Origin of the sequence: Antrihabitans stalactiti, from assembly GCF_012932915.1 — a bacterium.
Taxonomy (GTDB): Bacteria; Actinomycetota; Actinomycetes; order Mycobacteriales; family Mycobacteriaceae; genus Antrihabitans; species Antrihabitans stalactiti.
Genome location: NZ_VCQU01000004.1, coordinates 363,047 through 381,562, shown reverse-complemented (window position 1 = coordinate 381,562; position 18,516 = coordinate 363,047). Strand labels below are relative to the sequence as shown.

The following is an 18,516-nucleotide window of genomic DNA, read 5'->3' as shown; positions in this document are numbered from 1 at the left end:
ATGACAGAAGCGCAGCCGCTGACGAGCGACGGTCTGGTGCGGATCCTGTTCGGCGCGGGAGCATTTCAGATGCTCAATGCCGGATGCGAGCTCGGCCTGTTTCGCCTGCTGCGGGACCGACCAGGGGCGACGGCGCCGCAGATCATGACCGGACTCGGGCTGCAAGCGCGCCCGGTTCAGATTCTGCTGCTCGGTACGACCGCATTGGGCCTGACCATCAGAGAAGGCGACCGGTACGACAACAGCGACCTCGTGGAGAGCCTGTTCCAGACAGGAAGTTGGGACATCATCGACGACCTCGTAGAGTTCCAGCAGAAAATCACCGGTCCCGCGTCGCTCGACTTCGTGCCGTCGTTGCGCAGCAACACCAACGTCGGCCTGCGGACCGTCCCGGGTGACGAAGCCGACCTCTATCGGCGGATTGCCGGCAATCCGGAAATGGAGAAGCTCTTCTTTCGCTGCATGAAGTCTTGGTCGTCACTGTCCAATCCGATCCTCGTCGCGAACGCACAGCTGACTCGAGTTCGTCGCGTACTCGACGTCGGCGGCGGGGACGCGGTTAACTCGATTGCGCTGGCGGAGGCCAACATCGGCGTGCAGTTCACTGTCCTCGACCTGCCGGGCGCGGTGTCCATTGCGAGAGACACGATTGCCGAACGCGGTCTCGGCGATCGAATAGACGTTGTGGAAGGCGACATGTTCGCCGAGCCTTTCCCGAGCGGTCACGACTGTGTTCTGTTTGCAAACCAACTCGTGATCTGGTCCCCGGACCAAAATCGCGAGCTACTCCGTAAGGCGCACGCTGCGCTGCCGGATGGCGGGCAGGTGCTCATCTTCAACGCGATGTCGGACGATTCCGGCGACGGTCCGTTGTATGCGGCGCTCGACAACGTCTACTTCGCCACACTGCCCAACTCGCACAGCATGATCTATCACTGGGCGCAATACGAGGAATGGCTCGTCGACGCAGGATTTCGCGACGTCTTTCGCAGGCCGGGAACGACCTGGACGCCGCATGGGGTTATCGGAGCGGTGAAATGATCGATGTCGGTCTGGGCATCTTCCCCGATGTGGGCGAGGACGAGAAGGGGGCTGCCGAGTATTTCGCTCAATGCCTCGACCTCGTCGAACACGGCGATAGTCTCGGGTTTCACCACGTTCGCATCGTCGAGCACTACTTCCGAAGGTACGGCGGATACTCGCCGAACCCTGTCGTATTTCTCTCGGCTGCATCGCAGCGGAGCCGACAGTTACGGCTGATCACCGGGGCAGTGTTGCCCGCGTTCAACCATCCGCTCAAGCTGGCAGGTGAAATCGGCATGCTGGACGCGATTTCGGGCGGTCGTGCCGAAATCGGCTTTGCCCGCGCTTTTCTCCCGCACGAATTCCAGCGGTTCGGCGTGGATATGAACGAAAGTCGCGCGCGCTTCGACGAAGGAATCTTGCTCGTCCGTGACCTGCTCACAAATGAAAACGTGGTGCACGACGGCCTATTTCACTCCTTCCCGTCCACCACCTCGCTGCCGCGGCCGACTCAGAAACCGCATCCTCCGTTCTGGATCGCTGCGCTGTCTACGGCCGAGAGTTTCCAGCTCGCGGGTGAACTCGGATTCGGCATCATGGCGCAACCGGTGGTACCTCAGTCGTTGCGGACAAATCTGGCCATCTACCGCAAGGCGTGGAAAGAGGCTGGGCATCCCGGCCAAGGCCGGGTCATGTTGGCGTTTCATATGCTCTGCATGCAAGACGGCGCAGTCGCGCGCGCGCTGGCTCGCGAGCCGATCAATCGGTACCTGCGCATCCTCGTAGAGGCTGCGAGCGAATGGACTACTGGGACGCAGAGCGACGACTACGTCGGGTATCGAGCAATGATCGAAAAGCTGGCGACCGACAACTTCGACCGACTGCACGAGCGTGGCTCCGCCTTGGTCGGCACACCGGCCGAAATCACCGAGATGCTGCTGAACTATCACGCATCCTGCGGAGGGTTCGAGTTCGCCAGCGTGCAGTTCTTTTTCCATGGCATTCCAATCGAGGTCGCCCACGCGTCGCTGAAGCTGTTCGCGACCGAGGTCATGCCCGCCCTCAGAAAGGGACACGATGTCCGAGATTCGTAGCGACTTCATCACCGATTACGACGCGCTCGCCGACGAGTGGTGGGACCCGAGAGGATCGCTCGCACCACTGGGGTGGATTGCCCGCGCTCGTGCTGCGTTCGTCCCGACACCCGTCACCGACACGGCCACCCTGGTCGATGTCGCATGCGGGGGCGGGCTGTTCGGTCCGCATCTGGAAGGCAAGGGCTACAAGGTGATCGGCGTCGACCTGTCGCAGAAGTCGCTCGAGGTCGCGCTCGGCCACGGCTACGACGGCGTCGTTCGCTCCGATATTTCGTGGTTGCCTTTCCCTGACGCGTCGATCGATGTCGTCACGGCGGGGCAATGCCTGGAACACGTGCGCGACCCATACACGGTCGTCGAAGAACTGTGCAGGGTGCTGCGTCCTGGCGGGACACTCGTGCTCGACACCATTGCCGATACCAAGATTGCGAGGCTGCTATCCATCACGGTCGCGGAGAACGTTCCGCTGCCGGGCCGGCCGCCGAAAGGGACTCACGACCACCGCTTGTTCGTCAACCGTAAGCGGTTGATCGCTGTCGCGCGGGCGCATGGTGTCGAGCTGACCCTGCACGGCTTGCGCCCCAGCATCCGGGACGGATTGCCATTTCTCGTCCGACGCCGCGAGGAGGTTCGCATGGTCCCGGTTGGCTCCACCGCTGTGCTTTTCCTCGGCGTCGGTACGAAATCGGCATCGTGACCGCGCCTGACCACGAAGTTCTGGTGATCGGCGCCGGGTTCTCCGGAATTGGCGCAGCGATCGGTCTACTCCGTGCGGGAATCGACGACTTTGCGATCGTGGACGAAAACGACGACGTCGGCGGATCGTGGCACGTGAACCGCTATCCCGGTATCGCAGTAGACATTGCTGCATTTTCCTACTGTTTCGCGTTCGAGCCGAACTGCTCGTGGTCGAGCGTGTTTCCCGGCGGAGCGGAGATGAAGGCGTATGCGGACGCGTGCGTCGAGAAGTATCGGCTTCGTCCGCATCTTCGGCTGAAAACAAAAGTCATCGGTGCCGACTACGACGATTCGCTGCACCTGTGGCAGTTTCGGCTCGCCGACGATTCGGTGCTCTCCGCACGTTTCGCTATTTGCGCGACTGGTTGGCTCACGAAGAAGAAGCTGCCGGACATCGACGGTCTGGACCAGTTCGGAGGCGTTGTCGTGCATACCGCCGACTGGGACCAGTCGATCCAGTTGACCGATCGACACGTAGCCGTCATCGGCACAGGTGCCTCGGCAGTACAAGTCGTACCGGCGATCGCAGGTTCGGTGCGCGGATTGACCGTCTATCAGCGAACGCCTATCTGGTTGTTCCCCAAACCTGACGTGCCGGTGCCCCTGGTCGTCCAGCGGCTGTTTCGCATCGTCCCGTGGCTTCAGCGCATCATCCGCGTGTTCACCGATGCCGCAACGGAACTGAGCTTCGTCATCGCGATGGTGCACAACCGGCAATTCCCGTTTCTGATCAAGCTAGGAGAGGCGGTGTCGAGGCTCTACCTGCGTGTCCAAGTGAAGGGGGACCGGACGCTGATCGACAAGCTGACCCCGCGGTACGGGCTCGGCTGCAAGCGTCCCTCGTTCGCGAAGGGCTACTGGCGCACCTTTGTCAGGACCAATGTCGATCTGGTCACCGAACCGGTCGCGGCGGTGACCGAGACCGGGATCCGCACAACGGACGGCGGCGAGCGGAACTTCGATGTCATCGTTCTCGCTACCGGGTTCCATGTCCTCGACAACCTGCCGCCGTTCCCGATGCGCGGTCTCAACGGACGTGACATCCGCGAATTCTGGCGCACCGAACGCTTCCAGGCCTACGAGGGCAGTTCGGTCAAAGGGTTTCCGAATCTCTGGTTCATCGTCGGACCGTACTCGTTCACGGGTGGTTCGTGGTTCGGCACGATCGACCACCAAGTCACCCATGCGGTTCGGGTGATCGCGGAGGCGCGCCGCCGGAACGCGACCGAGGCGGTCGTGCGGCCGGAAAAACATGACGAGTCGTTTCGGCAGGTGCTGCGCAGACAGCGCAATACGGTGTTCTTCAACAACAACTGCAATTCGTCCAACAGCTACTACTTCGACGACAACGGTGACGCACCGGCCGTTCGGCCCGCGACTACCTACGAAGCGGTCTGGCGCTCAAAACATTTCGACCTCGACGACTATCTCTACCGAAATAATTCGCCGATCAGGCGGGAGGCTTGATGTGACGCAATTCGTACGCTACGTACGAGACGTGCTGGCGGACCTGCTCCATGTGCGCGGCCGCGACCGGGCAGTGTGCGCGTTCTACTTCTTTTTCGCTGCTTTCAGTTTCGTTGCAGTCGTTGCGATCGCCGGCTACTACGCCTACGAGAATCACAGCCGTGGAGCGCTTGGGGTCGTCGGTGGATTCTTCCGGGACGCCTTGGCGAACCCGGCAGGCTGGTTCATCTACGCCGATCTCACACTCGTCTGGATCGCGTTGGCCTTCTACATGATCGGCGAGGCACGGCGGTTGGGGATTCCATACGTGTGGGTCTACATCGTCGGCGCGCCGTTGTGTGCGCTGAGCGTCAGCTTCCCTGCGTTCATGATTGTCCGGCAGTTGAAACTGGCGGCTGGAGTTGCGTCGGACAGCGCAGTGGCAACCACATGAGCCAGGTAGACCCTGATCGGCCGGTGCTGGCTCGACTGCGCAGCGACCTCGGTGTTCACGCCGACGTCGTCCGATTTCTCGAGCAGTTCGACGACGCCGAGATCGAGGTTATTTCCCGGATCTGCTTGCAGGCCAAACGAAACCGGGATCGAGCGATCAAGGACGCCATATCCCGCTCGCTCGGCTCGCTACCCGGCGTAGTGCGACGCAGTTTCCAGCGGTCGCAATGACCAACCTCATTACCCGCGCCGAAATCGCAAGGCTCGCGCACGATCTCGGTGCGGACCACCACGAGCTCGCTTTTCTGGAGCGCGCTCGCGCCGACGATCTACGAGACTTCCGGATTGCGCTGGTCGGTCAGCTCTACGGCGAACATGCTTCCAAACTGCGCAAGATCGCTTCGCTGAGTCGAGCGATGCCGGTGTCGTTTCTCGTCCGGATGGCGACGAAGATCGTCGGGCCGGAGTTGTCGGGAATGGTCGCCAGCGAACTCAGTCCGGAGCGCGCGGCGCGGTTGATGTCTGCAACCCCCACCGAATTTGCAGCCGACACTGCGGCATTCGTCAATCCCGAAGCGGCAGGGCCGATCGTGCGACAGCTGGAGCCGGACGTGATGCTGCCGACTGTTGTAGAACTGTTGCGCCGCAAGGACTATCCCACCGTCGCGAAATTCGTCTCGGTTGCTTCGGACACGCAATTGCGCGCGTTGGTTCCGCGAGTGCCGAGCGGAAAGGACCTGCTGCTCGCCGGATTCCACACCTCCGCCGTCGACCGGTTCGAACTCGTCGTCATAGAGATGCCCGACGAACGAATCCGATCGATTCTCGCGGCCGCCGTCGAAGAGAACCTCTTCGCCGAGGCGTTGACGCTCATCCCGCAGTTCGCGCTCGAGACGCTCGGTCGGATCGGCGACATCGCAGTCGCAATGGGCACGGACGTGCTGGTGCCGATGGTCGAGACCGCCGAGCGCATCGAAGCGTGGAGCGAGCTGATTCCGATCGTCGCCGCTATGTCGCCTCCACAGCTGCGGCGGTTGATCGGGCTCGACCTCTGGAGCGACGAGCGTCTGACTTCGATCATCACCGCGGCAGACCGGGACGGGCGCTGGCACCACCTACGGCCGATTCTCGAAGGCATGTCACCAGAACGCCTGCGTCAGGTCGCGACGCTGCCACTGGTCGTCGACGGTGCAATCGTCGATCGAATACTGACCGCACTGCACGCGGACGGCCCGATCGACCCGCTCGTTCCGTTGCTGGTGCAGATGGATCCAGAGGTCCGCCAACAGGTGTGGGATCGCACGGCCGGACTGGACGACGAGCTGGCGGCAAGCCTCGTCAGGGCGAGCCGGGCATACGGTGAACCTGTGACGTCGGTGGTCGGTGCCCTTGCTACTCGACGGTGACAGCTTGCAGAATGTTCAGTCTGGCTGCTCGGAGAGCGGGTGGAATGGCGCCGAGCAGGCACAGCACCAGCGCGATTGCGGCTGACAACAGCATCAGTGGGTTGGCGCCGAAGCTGATGTCGATCCCGGTGGTGGTGGTCAGAACGATGTCGGAAATGTAGTGCACCAGTTCGCCGCCCACGATGCCGATGACTCCACCGACCACGCCGACAGCAAGCGCCTCCGCCAGCACCATTCGTGCTATCCGGCGGCGAGTCGCACCGATCGCGCGTAACACGCCGAACTCTCGTCGGCGTTGTAGCACAGCGAGTGTGAGCGTGTTCATCAGAGCGATCGCGGCGATGACAGCGACGATCCACTGTAATCCGACCGCGAGCGAACCAGCTTGCGTGATGTTGCGTGTGGTGGCCTCGAACGCTTGTTGACCTGTGAAAACGTAGGCCTGGTCGCCGAATTCGGCGCGCAGCCTCGACTGAACGTCGGCGACGTTGGCCCCGGATTCGAGCGTGATCGCCAGATAGGTTGCACCAGGGCGGTCGAACCATTGCCGCATGTCGCCCAGGCTCATTGCGATCAATCCGGCGTCGGTCGAGACGAATCTGAACTGAGCGACGACCTTCGTCGTGTGTATGCCGGTGGGTGTTCCGACCGAGATGTCGTCGCCGACGCTGTAGCCGAATCGATCGGCGAGCGGCTGCGAGATGGCGACGCCTTCGCCGGCGAGCACGCGATGGAGCGCGTCCGGCTCCAGCAACGGCGCGACATTGATGTTGTTGCCCGGTGCCAGGCCGGCGACCTGCGTCTGAACATCACCGACGGTCACGTGCGCAAACTGCCCAGGGACGACTGACTCCACCCCAGGCGTCGCGCGGACCCTTCCTTCCCACTCTGCTGGGAACGCCACGTCCGGCACTGACGCGGGCGGGGTGCCTGCGAGTAGGAGATCGGTGTTGCGGACGCGTGAGAGCGAGTCGCTGGCGGAATCGACCAGGTCGTTGAGGGCGCCGAAAACGGCGCAGCCGACGGCGACCGCGATACCCACTGTCATTGCTGTTGCCCACGCGCGCCGCGGTGACCTAGTGATTGATGCCGAGGCGAGCTGGCCGGAGGGGCCCAATCGCTTGGACAGCCAAACGGCCCCTGCGACCATCACCTTCGCAAAGGCGACGCCCAGCAACAGGACGCCGAGAATGAACAGAGCTGCGGCACCGACGACGACGAGTCCGCTGACGAACTTCGCAATTGCCGATGCGGCAACGATCGCTGCGGCACCGAGCACACCCGCTACCAGGGTGGTGCGTCGAGCGATCTGCTCTGCGGGCTGCAGGCGCGCGGACAGCAGCGCCTCGAGCGGTTCCACACGGTAGACCTGCCGGGCCGCAACTATCGAGGCGAGCACGGTGGCGAACACGCATGCGACGAGAGTGATCGGAATCGCAATCCACGGAACGACGAAGATGAGCGGTGCGGAGACGATCTGCAATAGGAACGGTGGTGTGCGGTCGATCGCCCAGTACCCGAGAACCAGTCCGAGCGGGATTCCGATCAATCCCGCCACGACGCCCGACAGTGCGGCCTCGATGACAACGTCGGTCGCGACGACCGACCTCTTGGCGCCGATCGAGCGGACCAGCGCGATGGTCGGACGTCGTTGCGCCACCGACATATTCATTGCATTGAAGACAAGGAACGCCGCAACGACCAGCGATACTGCTGCGACGAGCAGGGTGAGGCTTCGCGTCAGGGTCAAGGCATTCTCGACCTGGGCAGCGCGCAAGCCGGTTCCCGATACGACCGCCCGATGCCCGACCGCATCGGTGATTCGCGACGTCAGGTCACCGAGGTCGGTGTTCGGCTCGGCTATCACGAACGCGGCATCGACGCGGTGGTCACGACCCGCGACACGCTGGGCCAAAGCGAGCGGCGCAACGACGAAATGTCCATCGTTGACGCCCTTCGCGACGTCGGCGGGCACCACCACGGCGGCCGTCAGCGTCTGCCCGGACACTGCGAACTGTTGACCTTCTGCGAGGCCCATCTGTTCGCCGACCAGCACGCCGTCCTTGACCGCCAGAAGCTTGGAATCGATCTTCAGATACGGCGCCAACGTGGTTTGCAGACTCGAATGAAGTTGCAGTGCACGGAAATCAACGCCCAACATGATGAAGGGCTCGGGTTGTGAACGTTGCAGCTGGACGACCGGGACCGCCGCCTTGACCCCCGGGGTCGCGTCGATGGCGCCCAGCAGGGACTCTTCGAATCCGGTATCGGTGAAACCGGTAACAGCGAGATCCGCATCGCCGGCGATGCTTTTCGTGAGCTGTGTGACCGATCCGGTGAGCGAGCTGTAGGTCGTAATCACGGCAATCAACAGTGCGGCAGAGACGGCAACGACGATCACCGATGCCGCTGTGCGGCCACCGTGTGCGGCGATCTCGCGAAGGTTGAGCACACGCAATCGACTGAGACCAGCTCGAATCACGATCACTCGAATGGTGCGCGACGGTCGAGAACCAACGAGCCACGTCCAGCTGTACGCCAGGCGCGCGCGACCAGGTCGACGTCTTCGTCGGTGACGAGGTTACCCAGGACTCGAATGGATATACGTCCCAATATCTTCGACCACAGCAACGGCGGTCCGCTGAGTGCCAGCACACCAGGCAGCATCGAGAGCCACGCAATGCGTCGGCCGACTGAGAACGCTTTGCCGTAGTGCGCGCGTAGCAGATGTGGCCACGCGTCGGTGAGGTCGGATTCCCCGAGAAGGTCGGCGAGGAAGCGGCCTGCCTCGAGCCCGTAGTCGATGCCCTCGCCGTTGAGTGGATTGATGCAGCCCGCAGCGTCCCCGAGCAGTGCCCAGTTGGGCCCCGCCACGGTGGACACCGATCCGCCGAGTGGCAGGAGTGCCGACGTAACCGAGTGCACGGGCCCGTCGAACTGCCAATCCTGGCGACGCTGCCGCACAAGCGAGTCGAGCAGCGGCTTCAGTGCGACATGCGCGGGCCGTTTGTCGGTCGCGAGGTAGCCAAGACCGATATTGACCTCGCCCGTCGACAGTGGAAACACCCAGCCATAGCCGGGCCGCAACTTGCGGGAATCATCGCGCAACTCCGAGTAGGTCGTGATGAACGGATCGTCGTGCCTGCCCGATTTGACGTACGCACGCACAGCAACTCCATATGGCGTGTCGCGATGCCACGTTCGGCCTAGTTGTTTGCCGAGGGTCGACCGGACGCCATCGGCAATGACCAGTGTCTTGCAGGCAATCGTGCGATCGCCGCCCACGGTCTGAAAGGTCACCGACTGCACGCGACCGTCCACCCGGTTCGCGCGAACCGCCTTGGCGCCTTCGACCATGTGCGCACCGACCTTGACGGCGGTGGTGCGGATCTTGTCGTCGAGTTCGATGCGTGGCACTGCGCTACTGATGGTCGGCAGAGATCCACCAGGCCAATCGAATTCGACTTCTCGACGCCATCCGCACAGGCGCACGCCGCGGTGGACGCCCCGCTCGCGTATCCAATCGCCAAGGCCCAGCAGTTCGAGCTCGCCGATCGCGCGTGGGGTCAGGCCGTCGCCGCACGTCTTATCTCGCGGAAACACAGCCGCGTCGGCGAGGACGACGCCGTAGCCGCGTCGTGCTGCCCATATTGCTGCAGCAGAACCCGCCGGTCCAGCCCCGACGACGAGCACGTCCGTTTCGGTCGGAATATGACTTGTCTCTCCTGCGACCGGACCCGACGTCATCGGCTAATCCTGGCAGACAGTCCAATCGCTTGTCCTAGATAACGCCTAGCTACTTGGTCAACGACGCTGTCGTCGCCTATTGATCGAGTCGGCGACACCGATGCAAAGAAAGATCAGGATCAGACCGACCAGAACGACGACGACTTTGATCAGGCCCGAGTGGCTGTCTTCACCGACGTGGTCGGGTGTGGACTGTGGAGCGCGAGGCGGCGTGGCGATGGCCACCGACCCGCGGTCATCCTTGACGCTGCCGTTCGGCTCGACCAGCGTGCCGACCGACTTTGTGCTGTCGAGCGCGAAACCGTAGTCGAGTAGTCGCGCTGCCTGCTCCCACGGTCGGATCGGCAGCACGTCTGCCTTCATCAGCGTCACGGCGAGTCGACGGCCATCCCTCTTCGCGCCTGCAACGAAGGTCTGTCGCGCGTCGTCGGTGTATCCGGTCTTGCCACCGAGGGCGCCGTCGTAGTTGTACAGCAGCTGGTTGTCGTTCCCGATCGGGAACGCGGGATGGTCCTTGTCGTCGGGAATTCGCTTGTCGGCGGGGAAACCGGGGAACTGCACCTGCTCGGTGTGGATCAGCTCGGCGAACCTCGGGATCGTCATCGCTTCACGAAAGAACAACGCCATGTCGTACGCCGACGTGGACATGCCGGGGCCGTCGAGCCCGGACGGTGTCGCGGCCCGAGTGTCGAGGGCGCCCAACGACTTTGCCATCTCGTTCATTTTCGCGACGGTCGCCTCGTCGCCGCCGAGTTGGCGGGCGATGGCGTGCGCCGCGTCGTTACCCGACGCCATGACCAGTGCCTGCATCAGTTGCAGATTCGTGTAGCGACCACCCGGACCGATCCCGACTCGGGTGCCGTCGACGTCCGCGTCTTCGGTGGTGCCGACGACAGTTCTGCTCAGATCGAGTTCTCGGAGCGCCACGATGGCGAGCAGCACCTTGATCGTGCTCGCGGGTCGATAGCGACCATGCGGATCCTTGGCAGCGACGACGGTGCCGGAATCGAGGTCGGACAACACCCATGCCGTCGCCGAGATTTCCTTCGGCAGGCCCGGGGCGCCGGACGGCGTCACCGAGCCGCACTTGCCGAGATCGTCGCCGCCGACCGGCTTGTCGGGGACCGGTAGCGGCTGCGGGGTCGGCTGGCCGGGTGCCGGAACCTCCGATTCGTCGATCGGCTTCGGGGGAGTCGTCTTGTTGGGGCAGTTCTCCGTGTTCGGCGTGGTGAACGGCGTCGTCGTGGTGGTCGTCGTCGTGTTGTCGGGCGGTTGCGCCGTCGCGGAGATACACCCCAGCCCCACAAGGACTGCAGCCGTCATAGCCAGGACACCACTCACGCGCGCGCTCATCGCAGAGGCAGAGTACCGGGCTTTCAGGCGACGGGAACCGCCTGCGGCGCGGCAGGTCCGGCATAACGGGCAATTGGGCGAATGATCTTTGGATCGTGCGACTGCTCGAGGATGTTGGCGCACCAGCCGATCACTCGACTCGTTGCGAAGGTCGGTGTGAACATCGACCTCGGGATGCCGCAGAGCTCCATTACGACGCCGGCGTAGAACTCCACATTCGCGTACAGCTTCCGGTCAGGTTTGAGCTCGGCGAGCGTGTCGACGACGATCCGTTCGACGCTGGTCGCAAAGTCGACGAGGTCTCCGCCCAACTCTTGCGCGATCGAGCGCAACAGCACGGCGCGAGGATCGTCGGTGCGATACACAGCATGACCGAAGCCCATGATTCGTCCGCCCGCAGTCACTTTCGCTCGCACCCATTCGGCAGCGCGGTCCGGGCTGCCGATTTCGTCGAGGGCATCGAGGGCGCGGTCCGGGGCGCCGCCGTGCAATGGACCCGAGAACGAGCCGATCGCAGCGCACACCGCCGACGCCACATCGGCACCTGCCGAGGCAGCGACCCGCGCTGTGAAGGTCGACGCGTTGAAGCCGTGATCGATGGTCGCGATGAGGTATTGCTCGATGGCGCGCGCTTTCGCGGGTTCGGGCGCGGTGCCCGTCACGAGGTACAACCAGTTTTCGGCTGCAGACAGGTCGTCGCGCGGTTCGAGCGGTTCGCGCCCCGTGCGAATCCGATGCAGTGCGGCGAGGATGGTCGGGGTCACGGCGCAGACCAACAATGCGTCGGCGCGACGCTGCGCGTCTGAAGACCCGTAGGTCGGCGCCATGTCTTGCGATGCCGCGACCAGCGACAGAATCGTGCGCAGACCGGCTAGGGGATGCGGCGTCGCGCCTGCCATGGCCGTCACTCGCAGCGCGGGTAGTACGTCGGCGGGGATCGCGCGCAGCGGCGCAACCTCCGCAGCGAAACGGTCGCGTTCGGTCGCATCGGGGAGTCGGCCTTCGACGAACAGGAACCACACATCCTCGAGCGAGCGACTGGTCGCCAGGTCGATCGCGGAGTACTGACGGTAGTGATAGAAGCCTTCCAGGCCCCGCACATCGCCGATATCGGTTGACGTGACCACTACGTTGCTCAGCCCTCGTGGGGCGTAAAGAACGTCCATGCCAACCACTTTCGAGCTAATATTGATCCATGTCAATGTTGATTGAATCAATATGACGACGACGCGAAGGCCGCGGCCGCAGCGCTACGATGGGCGTGACTACCTGACGACGGCCCAGACTGCTCGCCGTCTCGGCGTCAAGCCCGAGACCGTCTACGCGTACGTGAGCCGAGGGATCCTCGCCAGCAACCGGATCGAGGGTGTGCCGGGCAGCTTGTTCGCGGTCGACGAAGTCGAGGCGCTGAGCAATCGGGCCGGCGCAGGACGGGTCGCGTCGGGGGCGGTCGAGCGGATTCGGACCCAGATTACGTTGCTGGACAACGATATTCTCTACTATCGGGGTCGTCGCGTGACCGACCTGGCCGACCGGCCGTTCGAATGTGTAGCCGAGTTACTTTGGGGTGGAACGCTTCCCGATTCGGCGAGTTTCGTCGCGCCGACAGCCACGGTCGCGCACGCCCAGGCGGCTGTGCGCGCACTGCCCGCAGGCGCCCGGCTGACCGATCGCATGCGCGTGATCGTCGACGTCGCAGGCGCATGCGATCGGCTGCGATTCGACATCTCGGCACCGTCCGCCATTCGCGCGGCAGGGGGATTGATCGCGACGGTCGCGGCAGCTCTCGGTGATGTCGTCGACCCGAATTCCACTATTGCAGAACGCTTGTGGCCAGCATTTGCGTCCGCGGACCCGACTCCGGACCAGGTGCGGCTGCTGAACAGTGCGCTCGTTCTGCTCGCGGACCACGACCTCGCTGCATCGACGCTGGCTGCGCGAATGGCGGCGAGTACACGGGCCAACGTCTACTCGGTCGTCGCAGCCGGCCTCGGCGGAATCGACGGTCCGTACCATGCGGGCGCGACTTCGGGAGCGCACCGATTCCTCGCATCGGCGATGGCCGATCCGCTCGGTGCACTCGGGCTGAAACTTCGCGACGGCGAACGGGTTCCAGGTTTTGGTCACACGATCTACCAGCGCCACGATCCGCGGGCGGAGTACCTGCTTGCTCGCCTTCGGACCTTGCCGGAGGCAGCGCCGATACTCACAGCTGCCGACGCGGTGGCCGTCGAGTTGGCGAATCGTAAAGGCCTGTTCCCGAATTCGGATTTCGCGCTCGCGGCACTCGCGCTGAGTCTCGGCATGACCGCCGACGCTGCCGAGGCGATCTTCGCCTTCGCGCGGATGGCAGGCTGGGTTGCGCATGCGCTCGAGGAATACAACGAGAAGGCGCTGCGCTTCCGTGTACCCGGTGTCTACACCGGAATGAGGGGTAGCTAGCTGCCCTCGGCGGCGCCGGTGATCTTCGCCATCGACATGAACAAGGGTTCGTTGCCATCGACTTCGACGCCGAGCCGGCGCAGGTAGGTGTCGAAGAGGCCCCACAACAGGGCGGATCCTTGTTCGACGAAGGCGCCCAGGCCTGGCACGTCCTCGGTTTTCGCCGATTCCAGCCAGAGGTCGGTGATCGAGACGATCGCGCCGACCGCGGCGCGGGCAACGAAGGCGAGGTCCGAGGAATCCAGGGAAATGGTCTCGAAGATGTTGCGCGCCACGTCTTCGAGGCGGCGAGCGAGGTCGCGTTCCATCTCCAGCGAGAGTGGCAGGCCGTCGCTGCTCCGGTGCTGACCTTGGAGCAGGAACCGAAAGACGTTGGGGTGCGCGGTCACTGCGTCGGCATACGCGGTGACCGCATGGTTCAGCGCTTCGATTGGCGTATTCAAGAAGAAGTTGAACTTCGGGACGATCGCGTTGTAGACCTCGTCCGTGCTGCGTTGGGCGATCGCGGCATAGAGGTCCGCCTTGTCCGCGAACTGCCTGTACAACCGTGGTTTCGTTGCGCCGGCCTCGCGAGCGATGTCGTCCATGCTCGGGTTCGGACCTGTTGCGTCGATCAGGCGAATTGCCGCGTCGATGATTCCTTCGCGCGCATCGACGCTGCGGGCAGGGGATCGCTGTGGTTTCGGACCGGTCACGCCGATCAACGCTACGGCAGCGCTGGGCAGCGATCTCGTCGAAACAACTCTTGACAGTCACCACTAAATGAGAGCTACTATCAAAAAATTGCAACTGCCAATAGATAGGAAATGCCATGATGGAGGCAACCATGCGCCGCTGGCTCGCGTTGTCCGCGCTGGCCATCGCCATGCTGACCATCGGTCTTGACGTCACCGTCCTGACCGTCGCGCTGCCGACCCTGTCGGTCGATCTCGGCGCAAGTACCTCGGACCTGCAGTGGTTCAACACGGCGTACACGCTGGTACTTGCCGCGGCGATGCTCCCGGCGGGCGCGCTGGGGGATCGGTTCGGTCGGAAGAAGCTCCTCCTCGGCGCGCTCGTACTGTTCGGCGCCGCGTCCGTCGCCTGTGCGTATGCGGCTACGCCTGGTCAGCTGATTGCGGCGCGAGCGGCCCTCGGCCTGGGTGCAGCAGTCATGATGCCGCTGTCGATGGCGGTCTTGCCGGTGTTGTTCCCCGATGCCGCCGACCGTTCCCGTGCGTTGTCGATCTGGGTCACCGCCACCGCGATCGGTCTGCCGATCGGACCGCTGCTCGGTGGATGGCTGCTGGACCAGCTGTGGTGGGGCTCGGTCTTTTTGATCAACGTGCCTTTGGTGCTGATCGGAGCGGTTGCGGTTGCCCTACTGGTCCCCGAATCGCGTAGCGCACTGCGCTCACCGACCGACTTCGTCGGCGCCGTCCTTTCGTGCGTCGGATTGCTCAGCCTCACATACGGTTTCATTCGGGCAGGGTCGCAGGGGTGGGGCGACGAGCTGGCCTGGACGTCGATCCTGACTGGCATCGCGGTATTGGCACTGTTCCTGTTGTGGCAGAACCGGACCCGCTTCCCGCTCATCGATCTGTCGCTGTTCGCCAGCGCCGGCTTCCGGTGGGGCACGGTGTTCATGACCCTCGTCAACTTCGGGATGTTCGGTTTGTTCTTCACTGTCCCGCAGTACTTTCAGGCAGTTCTCGGCACCGATGCGCTAGGCAGCGGACTCCGCTTGCTCCCGTTGATCGGGGGACTGGTCGTGGGGACGCGAATCGGGGAGCCATTGCAGCGTCGTACCGACACCCGCACGGTGCTCGTCGGCGGATTCGGGTTGCTCGCGAGTGCACTGGTGTTGGGTGCCTTCACGACTGTCGCGTCGCCCTACTGGTTCACGGCAGTCTGGATCACCCTCGTCGGTGCGGGCATGGGCTTCGTGATGCCTGCCGCGATGGGCATGGCGCTGGGTGCTCTGTCGGAGGAGCGGTCCGGGTCGGGGTCCGCGCTGATGCAGGCGCTGCGGCAAGCCGGTGCGACGATCGGCATCGCGATCCTCGGGACCGTGTTGGCGACGCAATACCGGTCCGAGTTGGGTGAACTCGACGTCGAACCTATTCGCGAGGGAGTCAACGCTGGTGTGGCGGTAGCGAAGTCGGTCGGCGACCCGGGGCTGCTGCACGAGGTGCAGACGTCGTTCGTATCCGGCATGGGCGCCATGCTCTGGGTGTGCGCCGGGATCTGCGCGGTCGCACTGGCGTTGGCCGCGCGGTTCACGCCCAAGGATGCGGTGGTTGAGGTACGCGATGAGTCAGAATCGGTATATGTCGGCTGAACCAGTTGCTCCCGGTCTACGGGAACGGAAAAAGGTGCGCACTCGGGCCGTGATTCGGTCCGAGGCGTTCCGCTTGTTCGAGGAACAGGGCTACGCGGAGACCACGATCGAGCAGATAGCCGAGGCCGCCGACGTATCGCCGAGTACGTTCTTTCGCTACTTCCCGACCAAGGAACAGCTGGTCCTCGCCGACGATCTCGACCCGCTGATGATGGAAGTGTTCGAATCCCAACCCGCCGACGTTCCCTTGTTCACGGCGTTCATCCGCGCATCCGAAGGGATGTTCTCGTTACTCGAACCGGAAGAACTCGAATTCGAACGTCGACGGCAGAAGCTGCTGAACTCGGTGCCCGAGTTGAAGCGAGCCGTCTGGCAGGAAATGAGCCGCACGATCGACATGGTCGCCGCCATGGTTGCCAAACGCATGGGCAAGCAACCTGACGACCTCCACGTCCGCGCATTGGCGGGCGCCATGGTCGGACCGGTCATCGCGGTGATGGACCAAGCGCAAGGCGACATCGAAGTCGTGATGGACGCCGTGAAGTACGTCGCCGAGCGCTTGACCGTCGGTGCCGACGAGTGACGAGCTCGCCTAGAAGGCAGCCTCGTCCAAGTCCATGATGTCGCTGTCGATATCGGCGAGGACGCCCCGGACCGCAGTGAGGTTGGGGAGCACATTCTTCGCGAAGAACGACGCGACAGCGATCTTTCCTTCGTAGAACGCCGAATCCTTGGCTTCGGCACCGGCGTCGAGGGCGGTCAATGCGGTTTCGGCACCGACAAGCAGGCGCCAACCGATCAGCAGGTCGCCGACCGCGAGCAGGAAGCGGACCGAACCGAGGCCGACCTTGTACAGCTCGGTCGGCCGTTGCTGGGCTGCGAAGAGATGCTGCGTCAGCGTTGCGGCCATCGCCTGCACGTCGTCGAGCGCCACGCCGAGCAGTGCCCGGTCCTTCTTGAGGCGGCCGTTGCCGATGTCGGAATCCACGGTCTTGCGAATCGCACCGGCAATGTGTGCCAGCGCGACACCACGATCGCGGGCGATCTTGCGGAAGAAGAAGTCCTGCGCCTGAATGGCCGTCGTGCCCTCGTAGAGACTGTCGATCTTGGCGTCCCTGATGTACTGCTCGATCGGGTAGTCCTGCAGGTAGCCGGACCCGCCGAAGCACTGCAACGACTCGGTCAGCAGCTCGTACGCGCGCTCGGACCCGACGCCCTTGACGATCGGAAGAAGCAGGTCGTTGACGCGGAATGCGACGTCGCGGTCCGCGCCCGAGACGTGCTGCGCGACTACGTCGTCCTGATGGGCGGCCGTGTAGAGATAGATCGCCCGCAACCCTTCCGTGTAGGCCTTCTGGGTCAGCAACGACCTGCGAACGTCGGGGTGGTGGGTGATGGTCACCTTCGGCGCCGTCTTGTCGGTCATCTGCGTCAGGTCCGCGCCTTGGATTCGCGTCTTCGCATATTCGAGCGCATTCAGGTAACCGGTCGACAGCGTCGCAATGGCCTTCGTGCCGACCATCATTCGCGCATTCTCGATGACCTTGAACATCTGGGCGATGCCGTCGTGCACGTCGCCGACCAGCCAGCCGACGGCCGGCGTGCCATGCCCGCCGAAGGTCAGCTCGCACGTCGCCGATGCCTTGAGGCCCATCTTGTGCTCGAGTCCGGTGACATAGACGCCGTTGCGTTCGCCCAGTTCACCGGTCGTCGAATCGAAGTGGAACTTCGGCACGAAGAACAACGACAGGCCCTTGGTGCCGGGTCCGGCACCTTCGGGACGCGCGAGCACCAAGTGCATGATGTTCTCGGCCAAGTCGGAGTCCGCAGAGGTGATGAATCGCTTGACGCCCTCGATGTGCCAGGTGCCATCGGGCTGTTGGATCGCCTTGGTGCGGCCTGCGCCGACGTCCGATCCGGCATCCGGTTCGGTAAGGACCATGGTGCCGCCCCACTCGCGCTCGGCAGCGAGCTCGGCCCAGCGCTTCTGGTCGGGGTTGCCGAGGTTGTAGAGGATTTCGGCGCCTTGCGGGCCGTTGGTGTACATGTACGTCGCCGGGTTGGCTCCGAGCACGAGTTCCCAGATCGCCCACTTGGCGGCGGCGGGAGCGGGAACGCCACGGACCTCGTCGATCAAGCCGACCTTGTGCCACCCGGCGTCCTGCCATGCCAGCGTGGAGCGCTTGAACGATTCGGGCAGCGTGACCGAGTGGGTGGCGGGGTCGAACACCGGCGGATGGCGGTCCGCGTCGGCGAACGATTCGCTGATCGGGCCCTCGGCCAGACGCGCTGCTTCGCTGAGCATCGAGCGAACGGTGTCCTCGTCGAGGTCGCCGAATGCGCCGGTCCGGAGGACCTCGTCCAGCCCGAGAACCTCGAACAAGTTGAATTCGATATCGCGAACGTTGGCTTTGTAATGACCCACTGCGGTGCCTCTCGGATAGGGCGAATTCGGCCGCGACCGATGCGACCCGCGCCACAATAACATCTG

The 18,516-nt window shown here is 63.7% G+C and carries 16 protein-coding genes; 10 read left to right on the top strand and 6 right to left on the bottom strand.

Going from position 1 to position 18,516, the window contains the following annotated elements:
- The 7 genes from FGL95_RS14140 to FGL95_RS14110 are packed head-to-tail and all read left to right on the top strand — an operon-like array spanning position 1 to position 6,163.
- A complete protein-coding gene (locus tag FGL95_RS14140; protein WP_169587771.1) occupies positions 1-1,041 on the top strand; it encodes a methyltransferase in 1,041 nt (346 codons plus the stop codon).
- Positions 1,038-2,117, top strand: a complete 1,080-nt coding sequence (locus FGL95_RS14135) for an LLM class flavin-dependent oxidoreductase (RefSeq protein WP_169587770.1) — start codon at positions 1,038-1,040, stop codon at positions 2,115-2,117. Before FGL95_RS14140 ends, FGL95_RS14135 begins: the two co-directional genes overlap by 4 nt.
- Positions 2,101-2,817, top strand: a complete 717-nt coding sequence (ubiG, locus tag FGL95_RS14130; protein ID WP_169587768.1) for a bifunctional 2-polyprenyl-6-hydroxyphenol methylase/3-demethylubiquinol 3-O-methyltransferase UbiG — start codon at positions 2,101-2,103, stop codon at positions 2,815-2,817. The genes FGL95_RS14135 and ubiG overlap by 17 nt, the downstream gene beginning before the upstream one ends.
- Positions 2,814-4,325: an NAD(P)-binding domain-containing protein gene (locus FGL95_RS14125; protein WP_169587766.1), complete on the top strand. Its 1,512-nt coding sequence runs from the start codon at positions 2,814-2,816 to the stop codon at positions 4,323-4,325. The genes ubiG and FGL95_RS14125 overlap by 4 nt, the downstream gene beginning before the upstream one ends.
- Position 4,326: 1 nt before the next feature.
- Positions 4,327-4,758 (top strand): DUF2834 domain-containing protein, encoded by a 432-nt coding sequence (locus FGL95_RS14120; RefSeq protein WP_169587764.1) that lies wholly within the window; start codon positions 4,327-4,329, stop codon positions 4,756-4,758.
- Complete coding sequence (locus FGL95_RS14115) at positions 4,755-4,988, top strand: hypothetical protein (protein ID WP_169587762.1); 234 nt, start codon at positions 4,755-4,757, stop codon at positions 4,986-4,988. Before FGL95_RS14120 ends, FGL95_RS14115 begins: the two co-directional genes overlap by 4 nt.
- Complete coding sequence (locus FGL95_RS14110; RefSeq protein ID WP_169587760.1) at positions 4,985-6,163, top strand: hypothetical protein; 1,179 nt, start codon at positions 4,985-4,987, stop codon at positions 6,161-6,163. The genes FGL95_RS14115 and FGL95_RS14110 overlap by 4 nt, the downstream gene beginning before the upstream one ends.
- On the opposite strand, the gene FGL95_RS14105 is transcribed toward FGL95_RS14110, so the two are convergent.
- The 4 genes from FGL95_RS14105 to FGL95_RS14090 are packed head-to-tail and all read right to left on the bottom strand — an operon-like array spanning position 6,150 to position 12,429.
- Positions 6,150-8,645 carry an FtsX-like permease family protein gene (locus FGL95_RS14105; RefSeq protein WP_169587758.1) on the bottom strand — a complete coding sequence of 832 codons (2,496 nt, stop codon included), beginning with the start codon at positions 8,643-8,645 and terminating at the stop codon, positions 6,150-6,152. The two genes, FGL95_RS14110 and FGL95_RS14105, sit on opposite strands and share 14 nt — an antisense overlap.
- Positions 8,646-8,647: 2 nt before the next feature.
- Positions 8,648-9,910, bottom strand: coding sequence for a geranylgeranyl reductase family protein (locus FGL95_RS14100; RefSeq protein WP_169587757.1), 1,263 nt, complete (start codon positions 9,908-9,910; stop codon positions 8,648-8,650).
- A gap of 57 nt (positions 9,911-9,967) precedes the next feature.
- A complete protein-coding gene (locus FGL95_RS14095; protein ID WP_240962985.1) occupies positions 9,968-11,263 on the bottom strand; it encodes a D-alanyl-D-alanine carboxypeptidase family protein in 1,296 nt (431 codons plus the stop codon).
- A 23-nt stretch (positions 11,264-11,286) separates the two neighbouring features.
- A complete protein-coding gene (locus FGL95_RS14090; protein ID WP_169587755.1) occupies positions 11,287-12,429 on the bottom strand; it encodes a citrate/2-methylcitrate synthase in 1,143 nt (380 codons plus the stop codon).
- Between the two features lie 52 nt (positions 12,430-12,481).
- On the opposite strand from FGL95_RS14090, the gene FGL95_RS14085 reads away from it, so the two are divergent.
- On the top strand, positions 12,482-13,705 hold the full coding sequence (locus FGL95_RS14085) for a citrate/2-methylcitrate synthase (RefSeq protein WP_169587753.1): 1,224 nt from the start codon (positions 12,482-12,484) through the stop codon (positions 13,703-13,705).
- On the opposite strand, the gene FGL95_RS14080 is transcribed toward FGL95_RS14085, so the two are convergent.
- Complete coding sequence (locus FGL95_RS14080) at positions 13,702-14,400, bottom strand: TetR family transcriptional regulator (RefSeq protein WP_169587751.1); 699 nt, start codon at positions 14,398-14,400, stop codon at positions 13,702-13,704. The two genes, FGL95_RS14085 and FGL95_RS14080, sit on opposite strands and share 4 nt — an antisense overlap.
- A 116-nt stretch (positions 14,401-14,516) precedes the next feature.
- On the opposite strand from FGL95_RS14080, the gene FGL95_RS14075 reads away from it, so the two are divergent.
- A complete protein-coding gene (locus FGL95_RS14075; RefSeq protein WP_169587749.1) occupies positions 14,517-16,025 on the top strand; it encodes a DHA2 family efflux MFS transporter permease subunit in 1,509 nt (502 codons plus the stop codon).
- The gene (locus FGL95_RS14070) at positions 16,015-16,608 is read left to right on the top strand and encodes an acyl-CoA-like ligand-binding transcription factor (protein WP_240962984.1); all 594 of its coding nucleotides are present in this window, start codon (positions 16,015-16,017) and stop codon (positions 16,606-16,608) included. Before FGL95_RS14075 ends, FGL95_RS14070 begins: the two co-directional genes overlap by 11 nt.
- Positions 16,609-16,617: 9 nt before the next feature.
- Here FGL95_RS14070 and FGL95_RS14065 read toward each other — a convergent pair whose 3' ends face one another.
- Positions 16,618-18,450, bottom strand: coding sequence for an acyl-CoA dehydrogenase C-terminal domain-containing protein (locus FGL95_RS14065; RefSeq protein ID WP_169587745.1), 1,833 nt, complete (start codon positions 18,448-18,450; stop codon positions 16,618-16,620).
- Positions 18,451-18,516: the final 66 nt, after the last annotated feature.